This window comes from Streptomyces sp. NPDC006140, assembly GCF_040628815.1.
In the GTDB taxonomy this organism is placed as follows: Bacteria; Actinomycetota; Actinomycetes; order Streptomycetales; family Streptomycetaceae; genus Streptomyces.
In genome coordinates, this window is sequence record NZ_JBEXTS010000026.1 from 1 (window position 1) to 23,701 (window position 23,701).

At 72.9% G+C, this 23,701-nt stretch carries 20 protein-coding genes; 7 read left to right on the forward strand and 13 right to left on the reverse strand.

Annotation, left to right across the window (positions count from 1 at the left end; translation table 11 throughout):
- Positions 1–109: 109 nt before the first annotated feature.
- Together ABZ386_RS39710 and ABZ386_RS39715 are read right to left on the reverse strand one after the other, a co-directional pair.
- Positions 110–1,159: a BMP family ABC transporter substrate-binding protein gene (locus ABZ386_RS39710; RefSeq protein WP_351337195.1), complete on the reverse strand. Its 1,050-nt coding sequence runs from the start codon at positions 1,157–1,159 to the stop codon at positions 110–112.
- A 347-nt stretch (positions 1,160–1,506) separates the two neighbouring features.
- On the reverse strand, positions 1,507–2,739 hold the full coding sequence (locus ABZ386_RS39715; RefSeq protein WP_351338034.1) for a M20 family metallopeptidase: 1,233 nt from the start codon (positions 2,737–2,739) through the stop codon (positions 1,507–1,509).
- A 299-nt stretch (positions 2,740–3,038) separates the two neighbouring features.
- On the opposite strand from ABZ386_RS39715, the gene ABZ386_RS39720 reads away from it, so the two are divergent.
- The gene (locus ABZ386_RS39720; RefSeq protein WP_351337198.1) at positions 3,039–3,740 is read left to right on the forward strand and encodes a class I SAM-dependent methyltransferase; all 702 of its coding nucleotides are present in this window, start codon (positions 3,039–3,041) and stop codon (positions 3,738–3,740) included.
- 56 nt (positions 3,741–3,796) lie between these two features.
- Here the strand turns inward: ABZ386_RS39720 and ABZ386_RS39725 are convergent, their stop codons facing one another.
- From ABZ386_RS39725 to ABZ386_RS39740, 4 genes are read right to left on the reverse strand one after another with little or no spacing between them, the layout of a single operon-like run.
- Positions 3,797–5,002: a hypothetical protein gene (locus tag ABZ386_RS39725; protein ID WP_358968344.1), complete on the reverse strand. Its 1,206-nt coding sequence runs from the start codon at positions 5,000–5,002 to the stop codon at positions 3,797–3,799.
- Between the two features lie 46 nt (positions 5,003–5,048).
- Positions 5,049–5,987 (reverse strand): N-acetylneuraminate synthase family protein, encoded by a 939-nt coding sequence (locus ABZ386_RS39730; RefSeq protein WP_351337203.1) that lies wholly within the window; start codon positions 5,985–5,987, stop codon positions 5,049–5,051.
- Positions 5,988–6,000: 13 nt separating this feature from the next.
- Entirely contained in the window at positions 6,001–7,266 is a 1,266-nt protein-coding gene (locus ABZ386_RS39735; protein ID WP_351337206.1) for an N-acylneuraminate cytidylyltransferase, read from the reverse strand.
- A gap of 35 nt (positions 7,267–7,301) precedes the next feature.
- Positions 7,302–8,648 carry a DUF6716 putative glycosyltransferase gene (locus ABZ386_RS39740; RefSeq protein WP_358968347.1) on the reverse strand — a complete coding sequence of 449 codons (1,347 nt, stop codon included), beginning with the start codon at positions 8,646–8,648 and terminating at the stop codon, positions 7,302–7,304.
- 198 nt (positions 8,649–8,846) lie between these two features.
- Between ABZ386_RS39740 and ABZ386_RS39745 the strand changes: the two genes are divergently transcribed.
- From ABZ386_RS39745 to ABZ386_RS39760, 4 genes are all read left to right on the forward strand, one after another.
- The gene (locus ABZ386_RS39745; protein WP_351337212.1) at positions 8,847–9,833 is read left to right on the forward strand and encodes a glycosyltransferase family 2 protein; all 987 of its coding nucleotides are present in this window, start codon (positions 8,847–8,849) and stop codon (positions 9,831–9,833) included.
- The gene (locus ABZ386_RS39750) at positions 9,833–11,164 is read left to right on the forward strand and encodes an alpha-2,8-polysialyltransferase family protein (RefSeq protein ID WP_351337215.1); all 1,332 of its coding nucleotides are present in this window, start codon (positions 9,833–9,835) and stop codon (positions 11,162–11,164) included. Before ABZ386_RS39745 ends, ABZ386_RS39750 begins: the two co-directional genes overlap by 1 nt.
- Before the next feature lie 239 nt (positions 11,165–11,403).
- A complete protein-coding gene (locus ABZ386_RS39755; RefSeq protein WP_351338037.1) occupies positions 11,404–12,510 on the forward strand; it encodes an acyltransferase in 1,107 nt (368 codons plus the stop codon).
- Between the two features lie 63 nt (positions 12,511–12,573).
- Positions 12,574–13,494 (forward strand): class I SAM-dependent methyltransferase, encoded by a 921-nt coding sequence (locus tag ABZ386_RS39760; protein WP_351337218.1) that lies wholly within the window; start codon positions 12,574–12,576, stop codon positions 13,492–13,494.
- A gap of 9 nt (positions 13,495–13,503) precedes the next feature.
- Here the strand turns inward: ABZ386_RS39760 and ABZ386_RS39765 are convergent, their stop codons facing one another.
- Positions 13,504–14,154 carry a TetR/AcrR family transcriptional regulator gene (locus ABZ386_RS39765; protein ID WP_114254913.1) on the reverse strand — a complete coding sequence of 217 codons (651 nt, stop codon included), beginning with the start codon at positions 14,152–14,154 and terminating at the stop codon, positions 13,504–13,506.
- A 73-nt stretch (positions 14,155–14,227) separates the two neighbouring features.
- Here ABZ386_RS39765 and ABZ386_RS39770 point away from each other — a divergent pair, with 73 nt between their 5' ends.
- Positions 14,228–16,030, forward strand: a complete 1,803-nt coding sequence (locus tag ABZ386_RS39770) for an FAD-dependent monooxygenase (RefSeq protein WP_358968350.1) — start codon at positions 14,228–14,230, stop codon at positions 16,028–16,030.
- 6 nt (positions 16,031–16,036) lie between these two features.
- Here ABZ386_RS39770 and leuE read toward each other — a convergent pair whose 3' ends face one another.
- Both leuE and ABZ386_RS39780 read right to left on the reverse strand, forming a co-directional pair.
- On the reverse strand, positions 16,037–16,684 hold the full coding sequence (leuE, locus tag ABZ386_RS39775) for a leucine efflux protein LeuE (RefSeq protein ID WP_358968353.1): 648 nt from the start codon (positions 16,682–16,684) through the stop codon (positions 16,037–16,039).
- A gap of 63 nt (positions 16,685–16,747) precedes the next feature.
- Positions 16,748–18,328 carry a methylmalonyl-CoA mutase family protein gene (locus ABZ386_RS39780; protein ID WP_355722133.1) on the reverse strand — a complete coding sequence of 527 codons (1,581 nt, stop codon included), beginning with the start codon at positions 18,326–18,328 and terminating at the stop codon, positions 16,748–16,750.
- 139 nt (positions 18,329–18,467) lie between these two features.
- Between ABZ386_RS39780 and ABZ386_RS39785 the strand changes: the two genes are divergently transcribed.
- Positions 18,468–19,307 carry a L,D-transpeptidase family protein gene (locus tag ABZ386_RS39785; RefSeq protein WP_358968356.1) on the forward strand — a complete coding sequence of 280 codons (840 nt, stop codon included), beginning with the start codon at positions 18,468–18,470 and terminating at the stop codon, positions 19,305–19,307.
- A 149-nt stretch (positions 19,308–19,456) separates the two neighbouring features.
- Here ABZ386_RS39785 and ABZ386_RS39790 read toward each other — a convergent pair whose 3' ends face one another.
- The 4 genes from ABZ386_RS39790 to ABZ386_RS39805 all read right to left on the reverse strand — a co-directional run bounded on the left by ABZ386_RS39790 (position 19,457) and on the right by ABZ386_RS39805 (position 23,509).
- On the reverse strand, positions 19,457–20,551 hold the full coding sequence (locus ABZ386_RS39790; protein ID WP_358968359.1) for a hypothetical protein: 1,095 nt from the start codon (positions 20,549–20,551) through the stop codon (positions 19,457–19,459).
- Positions 20,551–21,225: an RNA polymerase sigma factor gene (locus ABZ386_RS39795; RefSeq protein ID WP_114254907.1), complete on the reverse strand. Its 675-nt coding sequence runs from the start codon at positions 21,223–21,225 to the stop codon at positions 20,551–20,553. The genes ABZ386_RS39790 and ABZ386_RS39795 overlap by 1 nt, the downstream gene beginning before the upstream one ends.
- Before the next feature lie 424 nt (positions 21,226–21,649).
- Positions 21,650–22,729: a hypothetical protein gene (locus tag ABZ386_RS39800; protein WP_358968362.1), complete on the reverse strand. Its 1,080-nt coding sequence runs from the start codon at positions 22,727–22,729 to the stop codon at positions 21,650–21,652.
- A 162-nt stretch (positions 22,730–22,891) separates the two neighbouring features.
- Positions 22,892–23,509, reverse strand: coding sequence for an RNA polymerase sigma factor (locus ABZ386_RS39805; protein ID WP_355719101.1), 618 nt, complete (start codon positions 23,507–23,509; stop codon positions 22,892–22,894).
- Positions 23,510–23,701: the final 192 nt, after the last annotated feature.

The window sequence follows — 23,701 nt, forward strand, 5'->3', positions numbered from 1 at the left end:
GGGGGGGGGGGGGGGGGGGGGGGGGGGGGGGGGGGGGGGCGCCCCCGGGGGGGGGGGGGGCCCCCCCGGGGCCCCCCCCCGCTGCGGCTGTCGTCCCGACCGGTCGCGCCTACTCGGTCTTGACCTTGATGGAGCCGTCGGTGATGCCTTCCTTGGCCTTGTCCACGGCGTCCTTGAGCCCGGCGATCTTGCCGAACTCCGGGTTGGACTCGGAGAGTCCGACGCCGTTGACCTTCAGGTCGAAGGTCTGGGTGCCGGTCAGCGGCTTGTCGTCGTGCACGGACTTGGCCAGCGCGTAGACCGCGCCGCCGACGTCCTTGAGGGCGGAGGTGAGGATGTACTGCTTGTACGGAGCGAGGGCGGCCTGCTTGTACTGGTCGGAGTCGACGCCGATCGCCCAGACCTTCGCCTTGGCGGCGGCCTCGATGACGCCCTGGCCGGAGAGACCGGCCGCCTGGTAGACGACGTCGGCCTTCTTCTCGATCTGGCCCTCGGCGGCGGCCTTGCCCTTGTCGGGGCTGGAGAAGCCGCCCTCCTCGGCCGTCTGGGTCAGGTACTGGGAGATGACCTTGACCTTGCCGCCGCTGGTGTCCTGGACGCCCTGCTTGTAGCCGGCCTCGAACTTGTGGATCAGCGGGATGTCGACACCGCCCACGAAGCCGACGGTGTTCGACTTGGTGGCCTTGGCGGCGGCGACGCCGGCGAGGTACGAGGCCTGCTCCTCGGCGAAGACGAGGGAGGCGACGTTCTTGCCCTCGACGACGGAGTCGACGATGCCGAAGGTGGTGTCCGGGTACTTGGAGGCCACGTTCTTCATCGCGGGGCCGTAGGCGAAGCCGACACCGATGACCGGGTTGTAGCCCTGCTTCGCGAGGGAGGCCAGGCGCTGTTCCTTGTCGGCGTCGGTCTCGCCCTCGGTGGGCTCGATGTCGGCGGTCTTGTAGCCGAACTCGTCCTTGGCCTTGGTCAGGCCGGCGTAGGCGGCGTCGTTGAAGGACTGGTCACCCTTGCCGCCGATGTCGTAGGCGATGGCGAGGCCCTTGTCGTCCTTGGTGTCGCTGCCGCCGCTCTCACTGCTGGTGCCGCCACAGGCCGTGGCGACGAGTCCCAGCGACGCGACCCCCACCGCGACGCGGGTCAGTTTGGATATCCGACGCATCTGAAGTTCCCCATTCTTCACAGCCCCGCAGCGGGTGCTCAGTTCGGCGCACATTAACGCGCGTAGACACTCCTGGGAACGGTTCGCCGCGGGGCCGTTATCCATTCGTGCCGATGGCCGGTTACGCCGTTGTGAACCACGGGTTCGAACGGGGTCGAAAGGTGTGTTCGTGGACACGGCGCGTACGTGCTCGTCACGGGACCCAGGCTGCCGCCGGGGTGCGCCGGGCGCAACCGGAGGCTCCGCCGGGGGGAGGGGGCGGCCCGGGAAGGGGGCGGGGGTTGTGGGCCGTGTGCGGCACCGTCGTGGCTGGTCGCGCAGTTCCCCGCGCCCCCAAGAGGGCCGTGCTATCGGAGGCCGTTGACCAGGGCCGCGGCCGTGAAGAGTTCGACGCCTACCGTGATCGCCGACTCGTCCACGTCGAAGTCGCCCTGGTGGAGGTCGCGGACGTGGCGCTCGCCGGGGGTGCGGACGCCGAGGCGGGCCATCGCGCCGGGGACGTGCTCCAGGTACCAGGAGAAGTCCTCGCCGCCGAGGCTCTGCTCGGTGCCCTCGACGGACTCGACGCCGCGCCGGGCGATCATCGCGTCGCGCAGCAGCTCCGTGACGCCGGGCTCGTTGACGACGGGCGGGACGCCGCGCACGTAGTTGATCTCCGACTTGGCGCGGTGCAGGTTGGCGACCTCGTCGATCGCCGCGACGACGACGTCGGGGGCCGTCCGCCACGCCTCGATGTCGAGGCACCGCACGGTGCCGGAGAGTTCGGCGTGCTGCGGGATCACGTTCGGCGCGTGCCCCGACTCGATCCGGCCCCAGGTGATGGCGAGCCCGCTGCGGCTGTCGAAGCGCCGGCCGACCAGGGCGGGCACGTCGGTGACGACGCGGGCGGCCGCGGTGACCAGGTCGGTCGTGAGGTGGGGGCGCGCGGTGTGCCCGCCCGGGCCGTCCAGGGAGATCTCCAGCCGGTCGCAGGCGGAGGTGATGGGGCCCTCGCGGAGCCCGATCTTCCCCGCGTCCACGCGCGGGTCGCAGTGCACGGCGACGATCGCGCCGACGCCCTCCAGCGCGCCGCAGTCGATGACGTCGGCGGCGCCGCCGGGCAGCACCTCCTCGGCGGGCTGGAAGATCAGCCGGACGGGGCGGGGCAGCAGGCCCTGCTTGTGCAGTTCGGCGAGGACGAGGCCGGCGCCGAGGACGACGGTGGTGTGCACGTCGTGGCCGCAGGCGTGCGCGCGGTCGGGCACGGTCGAGCGGTACGGGCACTCGGACTTGGTGTCCGGGATGGGCAGGCCGTCGATGTCGGCCCGCAGGGCGAGCATGCTGGGACCGCCGTCCCACTGCTCGCCCGGTACGCCGATGTCACAGACGAGTCCGGTCCCGACGGAGAGGACGCGCGGCTTGAGGCCGGCCTCCTCGAGCCGCTCCTTGATCGCCGCGGTGGTGCGGAACTCCTGATTGCCGAGTTCCGGGTGCATGTGCAGGTCACGTCGGAACGCGATGAGCTCGGCGCGCAGAGCGTCGGGCAGGGCACCGGGAAGTACGGCTCCCCCGGGAAGATCGACCTCGGACTCCAGTGACATCAATTGGTTCACCCTCTGAAGGGTAGGGCGCCAGGCCGGTCGGCTGACCCTCGATCAACAAAACTTCAACCCGTTCGGGGAAGAAAATATGACCGCCGGGCGCATAGCTATCAACTGAGATGGGTAAACTCGCACGCCTTTTGGGCCGCGCCGGGCACCGCACCCCAGGGAGTGTGACGTTGACCACATATGCGTCACGACTCCGGTATCCATCCATCCTCTCCACGGATACCACGCCGTGCGCGGTGAACACGGGCGCGTTCATCTGCCGGACGCACGCCCCCGATAGGGTGCGCCCCGTGCGCGCCGACATCCCCGAGTTCCTCCAGGCCACCCGGGCCTCGTACGACGCCGTCGCCGAGGCCTATGCCGCCGAGCACCCCGACAGTCTGGCCGGGAGACCGCTGGAGAGCGCGCTGCTGACCGTCTTCGTGGAGCTGGCCCGGGTGCCCGGGGGGTCCGGGCAGGCCCCGGTCGCCGACCTCGGCAGTGGTCCGGGGTACGTGGCGGCCCGGCTGCACGCGCTCGGGCTGCCGGTGTTCGGGGTCGACGTCTCGCCCCGCATGGTCGCCCTGGCCCGCCGGGCGCACCCGGAGCTGCGCTTCCACGTCGGTTCGATGACGGCCCTGGACCTGCCGGACCGGACGCTCGGCGGGATCGTCGCGCTGTACTCGATCATCCACGTGCCGGACGATCAGCTGCCGTCGGTCTTCGCCGAGTTCCACCGCGTCCTGGTGCCGGGCGCGCCCGTGCTGCTCGCCTTCCAGTCCGGGGACGAGGGTGGGCACCTGCGGGTGACGGAGCGCTTCGGGCAGGAGATCTCGCTCGACTACCACTGGCGCACCCCGGACGCGGTCGCCGGGCACCTCGCCGAGGCGGGCCTGGAGCTCTACGCCCGAGTCCTGCGCGAGCCGGAGGGCGAGGAACAGCGCCCTCGCGCGTTCCTGCTGGCCCGCAAGCCCGGCGCGACGCCGGAGTCCATCGCAGACGGTCCCGTCTGACCCCTGACCGGCAGCGCCTGCCGTCCCCGGCCGTCCCGGGCCTGCCCAGAGGTCAGCTACCCCGCGGTCACCGCACCGGCGGCCCCCGTCGGGCCGGCCATGGCCGTCGAGCCGGACGTGGTGAAGTTCGCCGGCCCGGGGGAGGTCGTCGGGCCGAGGGGACCCGGGGTGTCCGGGGTGTGCTCCGGCTCCGGTGGGTCCGGCTGTGGGGTCGGCGACAGGCGGTGGACGTCGCGGGCCGTCCCGGTCACGCCGGAGAGGAAGCCCTGGGCTCGTGGGGAGGCGTTCCGGGTCAGCCATGCCGGGTCGATGTCGCAGACCGCGACGCGGACCTCCGTGCCGGACAGGGCGAGGGGGAGGGTGTGGACGACCGTGGAGGGGAAGCTGAGGATCGTCCGGCCGATGGGGCCGCGGCGGGCGATCAGTTCGAGCGGGAGTTCGGGCCGGACGATCTCCAGGCCCGTCTCGAGCGCCAGGCGGCGGAGCTTGTCCGTGCTCTCGCGGCGGTGGGCGAAGTAGCGCGTGGCGCCGTGGGCCCTGGCCAGGGCGCTGACGGCTTCCAGGTAGCGGTCGTCGTCGACCACGCCCGTCTCCACCAGGGACGTGCCGACCATGTCGGCGCCCTTGGTGATGCGCGGCGGGCCGAAGCGCTCCCGGGTCCAGGCGAAGGTGTTGGCGCTGACGGCGACGCCCTCGGGGGTCTCCGCCATGGGCATGGAGGAGAAGATCTCCACCCGCCGCTTGCCGCCGGGGGTCAGCCGGCGCCGGGCCGAGGACGACACCGGCGCGAAGATCAGGTCCCGCGGGCCGGGGCGGCCGCCCTTGCGGTGCCAGCGCACCAGGCGTTCGCCCCGGGCCAGCTGCCCGACGAACTCCATCGTCGCCGTGCCGTCGTCGACGACGACCAGGTCACGGGCGCGGGTGATCGTCAGCAGCAGCTGGACGTAGCGGGAGAAGGGGTCCCCCAGCACGATGCGGTGCGCCCTGCGGAGCAGGGCGGCCAGACCGCCGATGGTCTGGAAGGGCGCCAGCGGCCCGCCGCGGGCCTCCTCCCAGCGGACCTCGTGCCCCTCCTCGCGGGCCAGGTCGGACATCCGCCGCAGCTGGCCGCGCGTCATCGGGTCGACGGGTGACAGCACCACGAGGGTGAGCCCCACGCCGGGGGCGTGCGCGTGCGCCCACTCCAGCACGTTCAGCAGCTGTACCGGGCTCTCGACGAAGGCGAGAGTGTGGGGGCCGGCGTTCCCGGCGCGGGGGCTCATCGACGTACGACCGTCCCGTCGTAAGGGGGGTGTGGGGGTGCTGCGCTCAGACGCCGACCGGCTCGCCCGCCGCCGTGGCGATCTCCGCCTCGGCGACCACGCCGGTGACGCGGCGCAGCTTCTTCATCGGGCCCAGCTCGGACTCGTAGACCTTCTTGACGCCGTCGCCGAGGGAGGCCTCGATGGTGCGGATGTCGCGGACGAGGCGGGTCAGGCCCTGCGGCTCGACGGAGGCGGCCTGGTCCGAGCCCCACATGGCGCGGTCGAGGGTGATGTGGCGCTCGACGAAGGTGGCGCCGAGGGCGACCGCGGCGAGGGTGGTCTGCAGGCCGGTCTCGTGGCCGGAGTAGCCGATCGGGACGTTCGGGTACTCCTGCTGGAGCGTGTTGATGACGCGCAGGTTGAGCTCCTCGGCCTTGGCCGGGTAGGTCGACGTGGCGTGGCACATCAGGATGTTGTCCGAGCCGAGGACCTCGACCGCGTGGCGGATCTGCTTCGGGGTCGACATGCCGGTGGAGAGGATCACCGCGCGGCCGGTGGCGCGCAGGGCGCGCAGCAGCTCGTCGTCGGTGAGGGAGGCGGAGGCGACCTTGTGGGCGGGGACGTCGAACTTCTCCAGGAAGGCGACGGCCTCGGTGTCCCACGGGGAGGCGAACCAGTCGATGTTCTTCGACTTGCAGTAGTCGTCGATGGCGCGGTACTCGTCCTCGCCGAACTCCACGCGGTGGCGGTAGTCGATGTAGGTCATCCGGCCCCAGGGGGTGTCGCGCTCGATGTCCCACTGGTCGCGCGGCGTGCAGATCTCGGGGGTGCGCTTCTGGAACTTGACGGCGTCGCAGCCGGCCTCGGCGGCGGCGTCGATGAGCTTGAAGGCGTTCTCCAGCTCGCCGTTGTGGTTGATGCCGATCTCACCGCAGACGTAGACCGGACGGCCCGGGCCGACCTCGCGCGAACCGAACTGGCGGATACGGGAGTTGGTGCTCATGGCAGAGAAGTCCTTACTTGGTGAGGGAATCGAGAGAGGGGCCGAGGATCCAGCTGGCGATCTCTCGGATCGCGCCGTCGCCGCCGGGGACGGTGGTGACCGCGCGTGCGGCGCCGCGCACGACGTCGTGGGCGCTCGCGACCGCCACGGGCCAGCCCACGAGGGCGAAGCACGGGAGGTCATTGACGTCGTTGCCGACGTAGAGCACGCGCTCCGGCGCGATGCCCTGCTCCTCGCACCACTGCTTCAGCGCGAGGTCCTTGCGGTCGATGCCGTGCAGGACCGGGAGCTTGAGCTTCCGGGCCCGGGCGGCGACCACAGGGTTCTGTTCCGTGGACAGGATCAGCATCTTCAGGCCGCTCCGGCGGAGGGCCGCGATGCCGAGTCCGTCCCCGCGGTGCACGGAGACGAACTCCCGCCCCTCGGAGTCGACGAGCACCCGGTCGTCGGTCTGGGTGCCGTCGAAGTCGAGGACGACCGCGTCGATGTCGTCGGCGGTCGGGAGGGCGCCGGGCCGGTCCGCGTCGAACAGCGGCGCGAGGGCCCGGGCGCGGGCGAGGTCGTGCGGGTCGTCGATCTCCAGCACGCGCGCCGGGTCCGTGCGGACCAGTTCGGTGCGGCCGAAGAAGCGGTGCTGGTGCTTGCGGAAGCCGGTGGCCTCCATGGCGTAGGCGGCGCCGGTCTCCAGCAGGTCCTGGGGGCGGTCCTGGCGGCGGGGCCGGAAGGACTTGTCGTGGTTGACGCCGTAGCCGCCGCCGGTCGCGGCGTCTTCCTCCGCGACGGAACCGGCCGTGACCTCGTCGTCGGCGTCGCGCCAGATGAAGCCGTGGAAGGGCGCGACGGTGACGGCGGTGTCGGCGCCGTTCTCGACGATCGCGCCGGCGACCCCGTCGATGTCCTCGCGGAGGATGAACGGGCTGGTGCACTGCACGAGCAGGACCACGTCCACGGGCGCCCCGTGCAGGGCCTCGTGGGCGTCCATGGCGTGCAGGACGGCGGCCTCGGAGGTGGCGGTGTCGCCGGCGATGGCGGCCGGGCGCAGCACGACCTCGGCGCCGGCCTCGCGGGCGGCGGCGGCGATGGCCTGGTCGTCGGTGGAGACCACGACGTCGGTCACGAGCCGCGCGGCGCGGCACTCGCGGACCGCCCGCGCCACCAGCGGGACGCCGCCGACGGGCAGCAGGTTCTTCGCGGGCACGCCCTTGGAGCCGCCGCGTGCGGGGATCACCGCGAGCACGCGGCGCACCGAGGCGCTTTGGCCGGCTTCCGGTCGGGACATCGGGTCTACTCCTTGGGCAGGGGTCTCTTGGCGGCTCACAGCTCCCCCATCCGCCGGATGACGGGCGCCACGCGCTGTACGCCGTGCCGGTAGGCGCCGCGCGCCGCCCGGCGCACGATCTGCCGGACCGGTCCGGGCTCCTTGTCGGCGGCGGGCGCGCCGGGCAGCGGCGTGCCGTCGGGGCCGAGGTGGTGGCGGGCGAGGATCCCGGGCAGATAGCCGGGCGCGGTGACAGGGGTGTAGTACGGGGTCAGCGGGGGCAGGCCGCCGGGCCGGTCGAGCAGCTTGGCGATGCGTTCGCGGGCCGCGTCGAAGGCGGACTCGTAGGAGCCGTCCGCCGCGACGCCCTGCCGGGCGACCCACTCCTCGTCGGGCACCGGCCGGTGTCCGGCGTCGAGCTGGTCCCAGGAGGCGAGGCAGCCGGAGCCGATGAAGTGGTGGTTGCCGAGCGACTCGCGGATGCCGAGGTCGGTCAGCACGACCGTGGGGACACGGCGGTGCAGCGACTCCAGGGCGGCCGTTGAGCTGACGGTCACCAGCAGGTCGGTCCGGTCCAGGACCTCGCCCATGTTGCCGTACACGAGGCGGAAGTTGGCCGGCGGATCGAGACACTGCACCAGCTTCTGGTACGGCAACTCCTCGATATGGGTGGTGTGTTCGCCCGGCTTGGAGCGCAGCTTCAGCAGCACCTCGCGCTCGGGGTGCTTCCGGGCGTGCTCGACCAGCCGGTTCAGCAGGTACGTACGGTCCTTGCGGCTCTCGGGGACCGAGGGCTGGGCGGCGAAGACGACCGTGTAGGGCGTGTTTTCGCCTTCGTACGGCGCACCGCCGAGGAACGGCAGGGCCACCTCCGTCACCGCGGAGGCGTCGGCGCCGACCCCTTCGTACACGGCCCGGAAACGGTCCGCGTCCTGGCGGGAGTTGGCGAGGACCAGGTCCGCGCCGTGCCGCAGCAGCAGGCCGTCGGCGAGCTTCTCGTAGACGACGCCGACGTAGCCGGTGACGACGACGGGCCGTGAAGTCCGGTCCTCCCAGACGCGCTTGAGGCCGTGCAGCATCGCCTGCACACCGCCGCCCACCAGGGACAGCACGAGGACGTCGTAGGACTCCTCGGCCATGACGCGCAGGAACTCGACCGCGGTGACCTCCCGCAGCGAGTCGGCGCGCACGCCCACTTCCTGGAGCTGTCGCGGGGTCGGCGTGGCCCGGCCGCGCAGCAGGAATCCGTCGAGGACGGGGCCGACTTGCGCGCCCTCGCGCGCTGCGGTTTCCATGGACGGTCCCGGGGCGATGCGGTGCGCGGTCAGGGCACCCCATTTCCATCGGGTGTCGGAGTCCGCGAGGACCGCGATGCGCGGGCGCTTCGGTGTACTTGCTGGCACGTCGAAGACGCTAGGAAGCGAATCCTAGGTATGGCGGAACCGGGACTCAACGAAAAGTTAACAACACCCCACCGAGAGCCGAACTGGCCTGCTGGAAAGCCGGAAGTACACGGGGTGCACCGTTCTGACACATTGAGTTCACCCGGTGTACGTCCATCGGAAAGTTCCGCTGCCGGGCGGCCTCCTAACGTTTTGCGGGTGCCTAAGCTTTCCGTGATCGTGCCGTTCTACAACGTGCAGCAATATGCCCCGGACACCCTCAGAAGCCTTCGGCTGAACGCCGACCGCGATTTCGAGTTCATCCTGGTCGACGACCATTCGAAGGATGAAACCCCGGCCATTCTCGAACGGGCGGCCGAGGAGCTTTCGGACGTCGCGCAGGTGCGTTACATCCGACACGAGAAGAACGGCGGGCTCGCCACGGCCCGCAACACCGGCCTGGACGCGGCACAGGGCGAGTACCTGACGTTCCTGGACGGCGACGACTGGCTGGCCCCCGGTTACCTCACCGAACTGGTGTCCGCCATGGAGCAGTTGGGCTGCGACTTCGTGCGCACCGACCATGTGCAGGCCACCGCCCGCGCCCGTTCGGTGCACCGGGTCCCGGTCGGCCGCCGCTGGGAGGCGTTCGACCCGCGCGAGGCGATCCTCCCGGCCCACCGCTCCACGTCGGTGGACTACGCCTACGCCTGGGCCGGCGCCTACCACCGCCGCCTCGTCGACAAGGGCGTGCTCCACTTCACCGACGGGCTGCGCACGGCCGAGGACCGGCCGTGGATCTGGAAGCTGCACCGGGAGGCGGAGTCGTTCGCCGTGGTGAGCCTGCTGGGCGTCTTCTACCGGCGCGGGGTGGCGTCGTCCCTGACGCAGATCGGGGACGTCCGCCAGCTCGACTTCATCCGCGCCTTCGACCAGGTGATCGAGGAGACGGCCGCGGACCGCGAGGCCGACCGGCTGCTGCCCAAGGCGGTGCGGACCTACTGCGCGATCATCGCCCACCACCTTTCCAACGAAGACAGGTTCGAACCGGCCGTGGCGAGGCAGCTGCGGTCGATGAGCGCGGCGGCCATCAAGCGGATGCCGCAGGACGCGCTCCGTGACGCCCTGGAGGCCATGGACATGGACCGCGCGTCCAAGCTGCGGCGGCTGCGCCGCCGGGTGACCACGACGGGAGCGGCGGCCTGATGCCCGGGACCACTCAGATCTTCTGCGCCTCGACGCTGTACGGCGTCGCCACCCTGGCCGCCGCGATCGACTCGGACCTCTTCGAGGAGCCGGACCGCCGGGTGCTGCTGGTGTTCAACAACTCCGCGACCCCGGAGACCACCCCGGCCCTCGACGAGATGCCGGGCTTCGAGCCGCTGCGCTCGCACTTCGACGACGTCCTGTCCTGGAACGAGGCCATCCGCCCCTTCCACCCCGGGGCCTGGACACCGCGCTCGGACGACATCCCGCTGTTCGAGCGCTATCTGCGGATGCTGTGGGGCCTCGGCGACGACCGCGTCAGCCTGGTCCTGGAGTCCATCCAGGTGGCGCCCGCGCTCACGGTGGCCCAGCTGTTCACCGACGCCCCCATCGACGTCTACGCCGACGGGCTGATGAGCTACGGCCCCACGCGCAACAAGCTCGACCCGCTGGTCGGCACCCGCGTGCGGCGGCTGCTGCACCTCGATCTGGTGCCGGGGCTCACGCCGATGCTGCTGACCGAGTTCGGCGTGCCGGCGCGGCTGGTGCCCTCGCCCGCGTTCCTGAAGGTGCTCGGCGAGGTCACCGAGACGGTGCCGGAGCTGCCCGACCTGCCCGGCGACTCGGCGCTGCTGCTCGGCCAGTACCTGTCGGCGCTGAACATCCTCTCCCCCGAGGAGGAAGAGGACCTGCACGTGCGGATGATGCGGGGTGCCGTCGCCCGCGGCCACCGCACGGTCGTCTTCAAGCCCCACCCGACCGCCCCGGCCCGCTACAGCCGCGCCCTGGAGACCGAGGCCGAGAAGCTCGGCGTCGACCTCACGGTGCTGGACACACCCGTCCTCGCCGAGGTCCTCTTCGACCGCACCCGGCCCGCCCTGGTCGTCGGCTGCTTCTCCACCGCCCTGTTCACGGCGTCGGCCTTCTACGACCTGCCGGCCGCGCGGATCGGCACCGAGCTGCTGCTGGAGCGGCTGACGCCCTACCAGAACAGCAACCGCGTCCCCACCACCCTGGCGGACGCGCTGCTGCCCGACCTGGAGAGCGACAAGGACGGCGACGTGCTGCCGGCCGAGCGGCTGCCCGGCCTGCTCACCGCCGTCGGATTCACCATGCAGCCGCAGATCTACCCGGAGCTGCGGGAACAGGCCGAGCAGTTCCTCGCCCGGCATCTCGGCCCGCGCACCCGGCGCTACTTCAAGAAGCGGCGCCTCACCGCGCTCGGACTGCCCGGCGGAATTCCGCAGCGGCTGGCGTTCCTGCCCCGCAATTCCACGGCACGCCGGGTGGTCCGGCGGGCCCGGGCACTGCGCAAGGCGGTACGCCGCTGAAAAGGGCCCGCGCGAGGGTCCGCGCGGCGGGTGGTCTCGGCAACATCCAGATGAACCCGCGGAGACCGGCAGGCGAAGCCTGTTGCCATCGAACGTAATTGCGTCAATTCACGTCCTAGGGTGACAGGCGCCCTGCCCGCCCACAGGCGGCTCAGGTAAAGGACATAACGAGCCACACAGAGGTTTTCAGCGTGACCGAGACGGTCGTCAGCACCCGCAAGCCCCAGCCCGGTGTCGCCGTGCTGGTCGAACCACCGGGCGCCCCGACCGTCCCGCGGCGCCGGCAGAGCTCCGGGGGCCGGCTGCGCGCCCTCGACGGCCTGCGGCTGGTGGCCGCGCTGATGGTCGCGGCCTACCACTACGGCGGGCGCGACGGCGAGGTCGCCGAGGCCTGGGGGTCCTCCCCGAAGCTCCAGTTCCCCACGCTGCACGAGGTCTTCGCCTACGGCTGCCTCGGCGTCCAGGTGTTCTTCGTGATCAGCGGGTTCGTGATCTGCATGAGCGGCTGGGGTCGGCCGCTGAAGTCGTTCTTCGCCTCCCGCGCCTCCCGGCTGCTGCCGGCCTACTGGGTGGCGGTCGTCCTCGTCACGGCCGTGTTCGCGCTGCCGATGGTGGCGTACAAGGCGGTCTCGCCGAGCGACGCCCTGGTGAACCTGACCATGCTGCAGATGCCGCTGGGCGTGGACCGGGTGCTCGGGGTGTGCTGGACGCTGTGGGCGGAGATCCGCTTCTACGCCCTGTTCGCGCTGTGCGTCGTGCTGCCCGGGGCGAACCGCCGCCGGGTCATCATGTTCTGCGCGGGCTGGCTGCTCGCGGCGGTGATCGCCCAGAACGCGCACATGCCGCTGCTCGACATCGTCCTGATGCCCGAGTACGCCCCCTTCTTCATCGGCGGTGTCGGCCTCTACCTCGTGCACCTCGACCGGCGGGACGCCTACGGCTGGGGCATCGTCGCCGTGAGCTGGCTGATCGGGCAGCACTACGCGGTGCAGAGCCTGTGGCACGCGCCGGACGCGGGCGGCTTCTCGTACCGCTCCGCCACCGGCATCATCCTCGTCGTCACCTTCGGCTTCGTGGCGGTCGCGGCGATCGCCCTGGGCTGGCTGCGCTGGGCGAACTGGCGCTGGCTGACGGTGGCGGGGGCGCTGACGTATCCGTTCTACCTCGTCCACGAACACCTCGGCTGGGTGGTGATCCACGCCCTGCACCGCGGCCTCGGTCTGCCATCGGCGGTGACTTTCTCCCTGACGGTGGCGTCAATGCTGCTGCTCGCATGGGTGCTGAACAAATATGTGGAGAATCCGCTGACGCCACGCCTGCGGGCCGCGCTGGCCAAGGTCCGCTGAGCTGTTCACGGGACGTTCAACCCACCGTCGGTTCGGGCAACGCTCACAGAGAAGGCTCGTCTCATGACCAACGCACAAGCGACCGACAAGCTCCCAGGTGAACTCGCCGACGTCCCGGGCTGGTTCCCGCCGCTGGACCAGATGCTGTTCACCTGGTTCCTGGAGCAGCAGAAGAAGCAGGGGATGACCGGCGACCTGCTGGAACTGGGCGTCTACATGGGCAAGAGCGCCATCCTGCTCGGCCACCACCTCCAGGACGGCGAGAAGTTCACGGTCTGCGACCTGTTCGAGGGCGAGGCCCCGGACGGCGCCAACAAGGCGGAGTCGCAGAAGTCGTACGCCTCGCTGACCCGGCAGGCCTTCGAGCGGAACTACCTCTCCTTCCACGACGCCCTGCCGACGGTGATCGCGGGCCCCAGCTCCCTGGTGTCCGAGAAGGTGGCCCCGAACACCTGCCGCTTCATCCACATCGACGCCTCGCACCTGTACGAGCACGTGCACGGCGACATCGGCGCGGCCCACGACATCCTGCTGCCCGACGGCATCGTGGTCCTCGACGACTTCCGCTCCGAGCACACCCCCGGTGTCTCGGTCGCCGCCTGGGAGGCCGTCCTCAACCGCGGCCTGCGTCCGATCTGCCTCAGCACGCAGAAGCTGTACGGCACCTGGGGCGACCCCGAGCCGCTCCAGGAGGAGCTGCTCGCCATGCTGCGGCAGCGCTCGGACTGCGGGCTGAGCGTGCAGCAGGCGGCCGGGCACACCCTGGTCCGGGCCCGCTCCAGGGGCATGAAGCCGCCGTCGTTCCCGCCCTCCCGGCACTACGTGGAGCCCGCGCCGGCACCGGCCCCCGCCCCCGCGGCCGCCGAGTCCCGTGCGGCGCGCCCGGCCCGGCCCGCCCCCTCCCGGGCCCGCCGGCTCGCCAAGGACCTGCTGCCGCCCGTGGTCACCCGGGCCGTGCGGCGGGCCCGGGCGAAGCGGGCCTGACCGCGGGTGTCATGAGACGCCGTAGCGCGCCCCGATCCCCTCGATCACGAGGGCGAGTCCCTCCTCGAAGTGCCGGTCGTAGTTCTCGAAGATCTCCGCGCCCGCCTGGGCCGACAAGGGAAAGTCGGCCATCAGGCGGGCGCGTTCGTCCATGTCGTAGCCCGCGCGGCGCTCCCCGGGCAGGGGGTGCACGCCCTGCTCCTCGGTGACGAAGCCCAGCGTGTACAGGTAGGCCGTGGTGAGGGCGCGGGCCGCCTGGGGGAGGCTGAAGCCGGCGGCCGTGAGCAGGCGCAGGTTGTCCTCCATCTGCCCGGCGTGCTCGATGCCGGTGAAGCGTGAGCCGCTGAACACCTTCGCGCCGTCCCGGTAGCCCAGCAGGGCCGCGCGCAGTCCGTGGTTCGCCTTGAGCAGCCGTTCCCGCCAGGTGTCGGCGGGGTCGAGCGCGGTCCCGGCGACCATCCGGCGGTACATCTCCGTCGCCATCTCGTCCAGCAGCGCCTGCTTGTCCTTGAAGTGCCAGTAGAGGGCGGGCGCCTTCACGTCCAGTTCCCGGGCGATGGCGCGCAGGGTCAGGCCGTCCAGGCCCACCTCGTTCAGCAGCCGCAGCGCGGTGTCCGCGACCCGTCGGCGGTCCAGGGGCTCGCGTCGTTCCGTACTCACGCTTGACAACTTAACACCGTTAAGGCGACGCTCGTGAGCGAGGGCGCTTAACGGCGTTAAGGAGAGGTGGGGCGTGGACACGGACGTGCTGGTGGTGGGCGCGGGCCCGACCGGGCTGACGCTCGGCATCGACCTCGCGCGGCGGGGCGTGGCCGCGCTGGTCGCCGAGCGGGCACAGACGCTGTTCCCGGGCTCGCGCGGCAAGGGGATCCAGCCGCGCACGATGGAGGTCTTCGACGATCTGGGCGTGCTCGGCGCGATCCGCGCGGCGGGCGGCCCCTACCCGGTGGGGATGGTCTGGCAGGACGGCAGGCGGGTGGGCGAGCACCGGATGTTCGACCCGGCCGAGCCGAGCGAGGACGCGCCGTACAACGAGCCGTTGATGGTGCCGCAGTGGCGCACGCAGGAGATCCTGCGGGCCCGGCTGGAGGAGCTGGGAGGCTCGGTCGCCTTCGGCCGGGAGGTCGTCGGCCTGACGCAGGACGGGGGCGGGGTGCGCGCGGAGTTCGCCTCCGGGGAGATGGTCACCGCCCGGTACGCCGTCGCGGCGGACGGCGGCCGCTCGACCGTACGCCGGCTGCTCGGCATCGGCATGACGGGCGAGACCGTCGACCCGAGCCCGGCGCTCGTCGCGGACGTCCGGATCAGCGGCCTGGACCGGGACAACTGGCACCTGTTCCCGCCGGGCGGGGACGGCGACGGCTACCTCGCGCTCTGCCCGCTGGCCGGCACCGAGGACTTCCAGCTGGTGGCGCGGTTCCCCGACGGGACCGCCCCGGAGCTGTCCCTGGAGGGCGTGCGGAAGGTCGTCGCCGCCCGCACCCACCTCGCGCCGGAGGCCGTGACGGAGCTGCGCTGGGCCTCCGACTTCCGCCCCCGGGCCGCCCTCGCGGACCGCTTCCGCTCCGGGCGGGTCTTCCTCGCCGGCGACGCGGCCCACGTGCACTCCCCCGCCGGCGGCCAGGGCCTCAACACCAGCGTCCAGGACGCCTACAACCTGGGCTGGAAGCTGGGCGCGGTGCTGCGCGACGGCGCGGATCCGGCCCTGCTCGACTCCTACGAGGAGGAACGGCGGCCCGTCGCGGCGGACGTGCTGGGGCTGTCCACCCGCGTGCACCGCGGCGAGACCCGGCGCGGAGACGCGACCCGCCAACTCGGCCTCGGCTACCGGCACTCGCCCCTCACCCACGAGACCCGCCCCGAGCCGGGCCCACTCCGCGCCGGCGACCGCGCCCCCGACGGAACGGTGAACGGCACCCGCCTCTTCGACACGTTCCGCGGCCCGCACTGGACGCTACTGGCCCTGGAGGGGGCGCAGGCGCCAGGGGGTGCGGAGGAGCCAGGGGGCGCGCAAGCCGTGGGGGGTGCGCAAGCCGTGGGGGGTGCGCAAGCCGCGGGCGAGGCGCAGGCGCCAGGGGGCGCGCAAGCCGACGGCGGGGCGCAGGCCGCGGGCGAGGCGCACGCCGCAGGCGAGGCGCAGGCCGCAGGCGAGGCGCAGGCCGCAGGCGAGGCGCAGGCGCCAGGCGAGGCGCAGGCGCCAGGGGGCGCGCAAGCCGCAGGCGGGGCGCAGGCCGTGGGCGAGGCACAGGCCGCTGGCGAAGCGCACGCCGCAGGCGAGGCGCAGGCCGCGGGCGAGGCACAGGCGCCAGGAGGCGCGCAAGCTGCCGGCGGGGCGCACGCCGCAGGCGAGACACACGCCGCAGGCGAGGCGTCGGCTTCGGGGGGCGCGGTGGTGGTGCGTGTCGTGCGGGGGCCCGCGCCCCGGGTGTACGGGCCCGGGCTGTACCTCGTCCGTCCCGACGGCTATGTGGGCTGGGCGGGTGACTCGACGGCCGGGCTGCCCGCGTACCTGGCCCGCTTCGGCCAGGGCGGGTGAGTACGCCTACGCGCTCGCCAGCGACAGCTTCACCGCGAAGCCCAGGAACAGCGCCCCGGCCGCCGAGGTCGCCCCGGCCGACAGGCGCCTGCGGCGGCGGAAGGCGGCGGCCAGCCTCGTGCCGCCGAATATCAGCGCGCTGAGGTACAGCACGCTCGCGATCTGGGCGAGGACGCCGAGGACGACGAAGGACAGGGCCGGATACGCGTACCCGGGGTCCACGAACTGCACGAAGAAGGCGACGAAGAAGAGGATCGCCTTGGGGTTGAACAGGCTGACGACGAAGGCGCGCCGGAGGGGCCGCTCCCCGGCGGGCGCGGGAACCTCCCCACCGGCGGGCCGCTCCCCGCGCGTCCGCCACATGCCCCACGCGGCCCGCAGCATGCCGAGGGCCAGCCACGCCAGATAGCCGGCCCCGGCGTACTTCACGATCCCGAACAGCACGGCGTTCGCCTGCAGCAGCGAGGCGACCCCGGCCGCGGACAGCGTCATCAGCACCGTGTCCCCGCACCAGACTCCGGCGGCGGCCGTGTACCCGGCCCGCACGCCCCGGCGGGCGGCCACGGACAGCACGTACAGCGAGTTGGGACCGGGCAGCAGGACGATCAGGACGAGGCCCGCCAGATAGGTGGGCAGATCGATGACACCGAACATGCGAAGGAGTGTCGCACGCGGGTCTGACACCCGGACAGCACATTCCCCGCCCCGGACTCCAGGTCAGAAGGCGTCCGACGGCTCATAGGCCCCCCACACCTCGCGCAGCGCGTTGCACACCTCGCCGACCGTCGCCCGGTTCCTCAGTGCCTCCCTCATCGGATACAGGACGTTGTCGTCGCCCTCGGCGGCCTTCTTCAGGGCCGCGAGGGCCGCGTCCACCGCCGGCCGGTCGCGCTCCGCGCGCAGCGCGGCCAGGCGTTCGGCCTGCCGGGCCTCGATGGCGGGGTCGACGCGCAGCGGCTCGTACGGCTCCTCCTCGTCGAGCTGGAAGCGGTTGAGGCCGACCACGACCCGTTCGCCGGAGTCGGTCTCCCGCGCGATGCGGTAGGCGTTGCGCTCGATCTCGTTCTTCTGGAAGCCCCGCTCGATGGCGCCGACCGCGCCGCCCAGCTCCTCGACCTTGGCCATCAGCTCGACGGCCGCGGCCTCCACGTCGTCCGTCATCCGCTCGACGGCGTAGGAGCCCGCGAAGGGGTCCACGGTGGCCGTCACGTCCGTCTCGTGCGCCAGGACCTGCTGGGTGCGCAGGGCGAGCCGGGCGCTCTTGTCGGTCGGCAGGGCGATGGCCTCGTCGAAGGAGTTGGTGTGCAGGGACTGGGTGCCGCCCAGGACCGCGGCGAGGCCCTGCACCGCCACGCGCACCAGGTTCACCTCCGGCTGCTGGGCCGTCAGCTGCACCCCGGCCGTCTGCGTGTGGAAGCGCAGCATCAGCGACTTGGGGTTCCGCGCGCCGAACTCCTCCCTCATCACCCGCGCCCAGATCCGGCGCGCCGCGCGGAACTTGGCGACTTCCTCCAGGATCGTCGTACGGGCCACGAAGAAGAAGGACAGGCGCGGGGCGAAGTCGTCCACGTCCATGCCGGCCGCGACCGCCGTACGGACGTACTCGATGCCGTCGGCGAGGGTGAACGCGATCTCCTGCGCGGGGGACGCGCCCGCCTCGGCCATGTGGTAGCCGGAGATCGAGATCGTGTTCCACCTCGGGATCTCGGCCCGGCAGTACTGGAAGATGTCGGCGGTCAGGCGCAGCGAGGGCTTCGGCGGGAAGATGTACGTGCCGCGGGCGATGTACTCCTTGAGCACGTCGTTCTGGATGGTGCCCGTGAGCTGGTCGGCCCGTACCCCCTGCTCCTCCGCCACCAGCTGGTACAGGAGCAGCAGCAGCGCCGCCGGGGCGTTGATCGTCATCGACGTGGAGACCTGGTCCAGCGGGATGCCGTCGAACAGCACCCGCATGTCGTCGATCGAGTCGACGGCGACGCCCACCTTGCCGACCTCGCCGTGCGCGAGCGGGGCGTCGGAGTCGTGGCCCATCTGGGTGGGCAGGTCGAAGGCGACCGACAGGCCCGTCGTGCCGTGGGCGATCAGCTGCCGGTAGCGGGCGTTGGACTCCGCCGCCGTACCGAAGCCGGCGTACTGGCGCATCGTCCACGGACGGCCGGTGTACATCGTCGGGTACACCCCCCGCGTGTACGGGTACGCCCCCGGCTCCCCCAGCTTCTCCGCAGGATCCCAGCCCGCGAGGGCCTCCGGCCCGTAGACCGGCTCGATGGGCAGTCCGGATTCCGACTCACGCGCCATGGTGGGTTGCCTCCCGCAGAGCAGTGACCTGGCTCACCACCATGCCCCCTGGTTCGCGGCGGGTCACGCCCGGGGAACATCTCAGGTGACATCCGGGCACGCCGGTGAGACGACGGGGGGTCGTGTGCGTACCAGGGGCATGGGGAGAGCGATCGCGGTGGCGGCCGCCGTACTGGTCGTGGTGAGCGGCTGTACGGTGCAGCCGCAGGACGGCGAGGGCAAGCGCCGGTCGCCGGTGCACATCGAGATCCCCAGCGGCACGCCGTCCCCGGCCCGCACGCCCGACGGTGGCGGGCCGGCCACCGGCGCGCCCGCCCCGCCCGGTGACGACCGGCCCCGCGCCGCGCCCCGCGTGCTGTGGTCCCGCGGCGACACCGGCCGGGACGTCCGCGAACTCCAGGCGCGGCTGCGGCAGGTCGCCTGGCTCTTCGACGGGCCGACCGGGACGTACGACGAGCCGACGGAGAAGGCGGTCAGCGGCTTCCAGGGCAAGCGCGGGCTGCCGCGCACCGGGAAGACCGACACGGTCACGTGGCAGCGGCTGCTGGGCATGACGCGCGAGCCCGGCACGTGGGACCTGTACCTGATGGGCGGGCAGCCGGCGGACCCGCCGGACCCGCGCTGCGCGACCGGCCGGGTGCTGTGCGTCGACAAGACCAGCAGGACCCTGCGCTGGATGATCGACGGCCGGACCCTGTCGACGATGGCGGTCCGCTTCGGCTCCGAGTACACGCCGACCCGCGAGGGCGTCTTCTCCGTCTACTGGAAGTCCCGCGACCACGTGTCGACGCTCTACGACTCCCCCATGCCCTACGCGATGTTCTTCAGCGGCGGCCAGGCCGTGCACTACTCGGCGGACTTCGCCGCCCGGGGCTACGCGGGCGCCTCGCACGGCTGCGTCAACGTACGGGACGAGGCGGCGATCGCCGGCCTGTACGCGCAGGTGCGCAATGGCGACAAGGTCGTCGTGTCCCGGTGAGGGAGAAGGTGGGGCGCGGGCGGGACCGGGGGAACGTGTCCCGCCCGCGCTCAGGTGCACGAGCCGTAGGTACGGGGGGAACCCCGGCTCCGTGCGACGGCCGATGACCAGTCGGCTCACTCATTACTGCGCCGGGGCGGCCAAAAACGTCACACCCTCGGCCAGGAGATTTTCACGGAGGACGAAACCGCAGGTCGGAGGGGTCCGAGCGAGCGCGTGGCCCGGCCGTGGTTCCCGTCGTCGGCCCCGCCGTCCTTCTTCCCGGCCCCTTCGCCGGCCTTCCGCTCGGAACGCTCCTGCTTCCCGCTGCCCTTCTCGCCGCGCTGCTTCCCGCCCTCCCGGCGCTCCTCGCCCCGGCCGCCGTCCCGGAACCCGTGGCCGCCCTTGTCCGGGCGCCCGTCGTTCCGCTCCGCCGCGCCGGGGTCGGCCTCGGACAGGACGCGCTCGCAGTACCGCCACACCCGGGTGTCGCCCGCCGCGTCCCGCAGGGCGCGCTTGCGGCCGGCGTCCAGCCGCTTGCCGTCGCGCAGGTCGCGGCAGGAGGCCGCGAGTTCCCGCCGGCTGCCGCTGGAGCCGCCTCCCCGGTGGCCGGGGTCGGACTTCGGGTCCGCGCCGTCGCGCGCCTCGCCCCGCCCGGAGCCGCCGGTACCTCCGGTGCCGCCGGTCGAGGTGCCGTCCCGGGTGTCGTCGTCGGGGGTGGACCCGCCCTGCGGTGCCTCGCTCGGCGAGGGGGGCATCAGCGGGCGCTCGTAAGGAGTGGCCCCGGTCGAGACGGAGGCGCCCGGCCCGGGCTCCGCGCCGCCGAACGGCGCCCTCAGCACTCCGGTTCCGGCCGCGACGGCGACGCCGCCGACCATGCCGACGGCCAGCGCGGCGGCCAGTGCGAGGCGCGCGGGACGGGCCCGGCGGGGCCGCCGGACATCGCCGGAACCACGGCGGCCCGGGGCGCCGATCCGGACCAGTCCGGTGTCGGCGGCCTCACCGGGGGCCTGTCCTCCGCCGGCCGCAGAGGCCGCACCGATGTCGGCGCGTTCCGCACGCGCCTTGCGAAAGGCGGCCACCGCCGCGGCCTCGCCGGGGAGTTCCTCGCTGGTCAGCGGGGGTGAGGCGGACAGTGCGCCAAGCGCCCTGGCGAGCCGTTCGGCCTCGCCGCGGGCGGCGCCGTCGACAGCTTCCGGTGGCTCTCCGCTCAGCAGACGTTCCGCCGTTTCGCGGTCCAGCCACCTGTACTGCTCGTCGGCCATCACACATCCTTCTGCGTCCGCGCAACGCTGTGCGTCACACCTGCGGACGTCACCGCACCGCCGCGCGGTTCTCGCTGGAGCGGCAGGGCGTCGAGCACCCCGGCCGATTCCGGATCGGCCTGTGGATTGTCGCCCAGCAGCTCGGCGAGCCGCTTCAGGCCCCGGTGCGCCGCCGTGCGGACCGCGCCCGGGCGCTTGCCCAGCGTCTCGGCGGCCGTCTTGGCGTCGAGGCCCACGACCACGCGCAGCACGACCGCCTCGGCCTGGTCCTGCGGCAGCCGGGAGATCAGGGAGAAGGTGCCGTCGGTGGCGAGCGCCTCGATGGCCTCGCCGGCCGTGTCGGACTCGGCGGCCCGGCCGGTCAGTTCGGTCTCGTCACCGCCGATCGCGGGCCGGCGTCCGCGCATGCGTATGTGGTCCAGCGCGCGGTTGCGGGCGATCCGGGCGGCCCAGCCGCGGAAGCGGTCCGCGTCGCCGGTGAACCGCTCCAGGTCACGGGCTATCTGCAGCCACGCCTCGGACGTCACGTCCTCGGCGTCGGGATCGCCGACCAGCGTCCGTACGTATCCGAGCAGCCGCGGGTGCACGGCGCGGTACACAGTCCGGAACGCGGTTTCATCTCCGTCCTGTGCCGCACGCACCGCGGCGGTCAGCTCCGCGTCGTCCCCCAGCACCGCGCGCCCTTCTGCGCCTAAGCCGGCGCCGCTCTCGCGGACCGGGTTCTCGCCGTCGTGGTTGCTCAATTGGTGGTTGCGGTCACAAGCCCGCAGGTGGTTGCGGTGGTCGTGGTGCCTCCGCCCTGGCGCGAAAGGCACGTTACGACCTGAAACCACTCCCCGTCCATGTCCGTCCGAGATGCAACTAAGCCGTGACACGGCCGGGTGTGACAGAAACCGCAACCGGAGCGCTGTAGGAAGTACGGGCCGCCGCGCGGCCCGTGCCGCGCGACGGCCGGGGCCTCTCCTGTGGGGGGTGGCGGCCCCGGCCGTTGCCATGGCGGGGCGGACGGACCGGCAAGGCTCGGGGGCTTTCCGCGGCCCGTTGCAGGGCGTACTGGGGCCCCTCGCGGGGCGTTCGAGGGTCCGCTGCCGGATTCGGTTACGGACGGCGACCGTTGGGCTGGGCGGGCTTGTCCTGCCCCCCGGATGAACCGGACGAGCCAGACGAACCGGATGAACCGGTTGAACCGGTTGAACCGGATGACGCCCCGGACGATGAGCCGCTGTCGGCAGCGCCGCCCCCGCTCCGGTCGGTGCCCGAGCCCGTGTCCGCGTTGCCGGAGCCGTTCTCCGCGTTGCCCGCGCCGGTGCCGCCGTTGCCGGAGCCGTTGCCCGCGCCGCCGGAACCCGGGGCGTCGGTGCCCTTGTCGGGCCGGGTGGTGCCGCCGGGCTTCTCCTCGGAGCGGGCCAGTTGTCCGGCGCAGTACGCCGTGACGTTCCTCTCACCGCCCGCGGCCTCGACGAGGCGCTTCCAGGCGGTCGCGTCCATGGCCTTGCCCCGGCCGTCGACCTCCTCGTAGGCGCGGCAGTGGGCCTCGGTGTCCTGGGCGGGCGCGGGGCGGTCCGGGTGCGCGGAGGCGGAGCCGGACGGGGTGTCGCCGGGCTCGCCCGCCGAGGCGCCGGGGGCGCGGGTGGAGGCGGGCGGGCGACCGCGGTCGTCGGCACCGTCCGTGGATCCCGCCGAGCCGATCGCCGCGACGGCGACACCGCCCAGCGTGAGGCTGGCGAGCAGCACGGAGAGCGTGGCCTTCAGCGAACGCCCCGGATGCCGCCGCTCGCGAGGCCGCCAGTCGTCCCGGCGGCGGGTGCGGGACCGGTGCGGGCCGGCGTCCCGGGCGGCCCGGAACGCGGCCACGGCCCGCTGCTCGGCCTCGCTGTCGATCCCGTCACGGATGAGGGCGGCGGCGAGCAGCAGCTCCAGCCCGGCGTCGTCCAGGAAGGACCGGGAGCCGACGGGGCCCCGGCCCTCGGAGCCCGGGCCGTCGGAGCCCGGGCCGTCTGGACCGTACACACCGAGGCGGCCGGACGGCCGGCCGCCGGCCTCATGCGCGGCCCGGTCGCCGGCCTCGTGCGCCGCCCGGCCGCCGGTCTCATGCGCGGCCCGGTCGCCGTACACGGACCCGCCGGGGTGCACACGCCGGCGGCCGGGCAGCCCGGCGTCGCTCTGATGGTCACCCATGTCCGGTTCCGTCCCTGCTCGATCCACGCGTTCCGGTCGGCCCGCCGTGTTCCCACGACCGGGCCGGTCGGCCCGGCCTTCCGGGGCCGATCCATACGTTCCGCTCGCCCGCCCTGTTCAGGGCACCGGGCCGGGCGGGTCCGCCCGGCCCGCCGTCGTCGTTCATTTCGACTCCCCCAGCGTCCGTGGAGCCTCATCCGTCACACCTTCGGCGCCCAACTGGGCGGCGAGGCGCTTCAGTCCCCGGTACGCGGCCGTCCGCACGGCCCCCGGCCGCTTGCCGAGCACGCGCGCGGCGGCGGGTCCGTCGAGACCCACCACGACCCGGAGCAGCACGGCCTCGGCCTGGTCCTGCGGCAGGCCGCCGACCAGCCGGAGGGCGTGCTCGGTGGAGATGGCCTCCAGGGCCTGGTCGTGGGTGCTGTGCGGCCCGGGCAGGTCCAGGACGTCCTGCTCCAGCGCGGAGGGCCTCGGCCGTACCCGCTGGCGGCGCAGGTGGTCCAGGGCCCGGTGCCGGGCGATGGTCGCCGTCCAGCCGCGGAACCCGGCGCCGTCACCCTTGAACCGCCCCAGGTCGCGGGCGATCTCCAGCCAGGCGTCGGAGGCCACGTCCTCCGCGTCCTCGCCGACCAGTCCGCGCAGGTAGCCCAGCAGCCCGGGTTGCACGATCCGGTAGGCGACCGCGAAGGCCGCCTCGTCACCGTCCTGGGCCCGCGCGACGGCCGTGCCCAGTTCCCCGTCGTGCGCCTGCACGCGCCGGGGTGCGCCTCCCTGGCCCAAGAACCGTCCTAGTCCGTACCGAGTACGCGGCGGACCGCCCGGCCGGAACACCCGGATGCCCGGAATGCCCTGCCCGGTGCGCCCGCACCGCGGGGGACGCGCCCGTGTCACGTCCTCCATGGTCATCAGCGCCGGACTCCGGAGAAGTGTCACAGCGGCCGGGAGTCCCCGCTGGAGGCCGCCCCACCACGG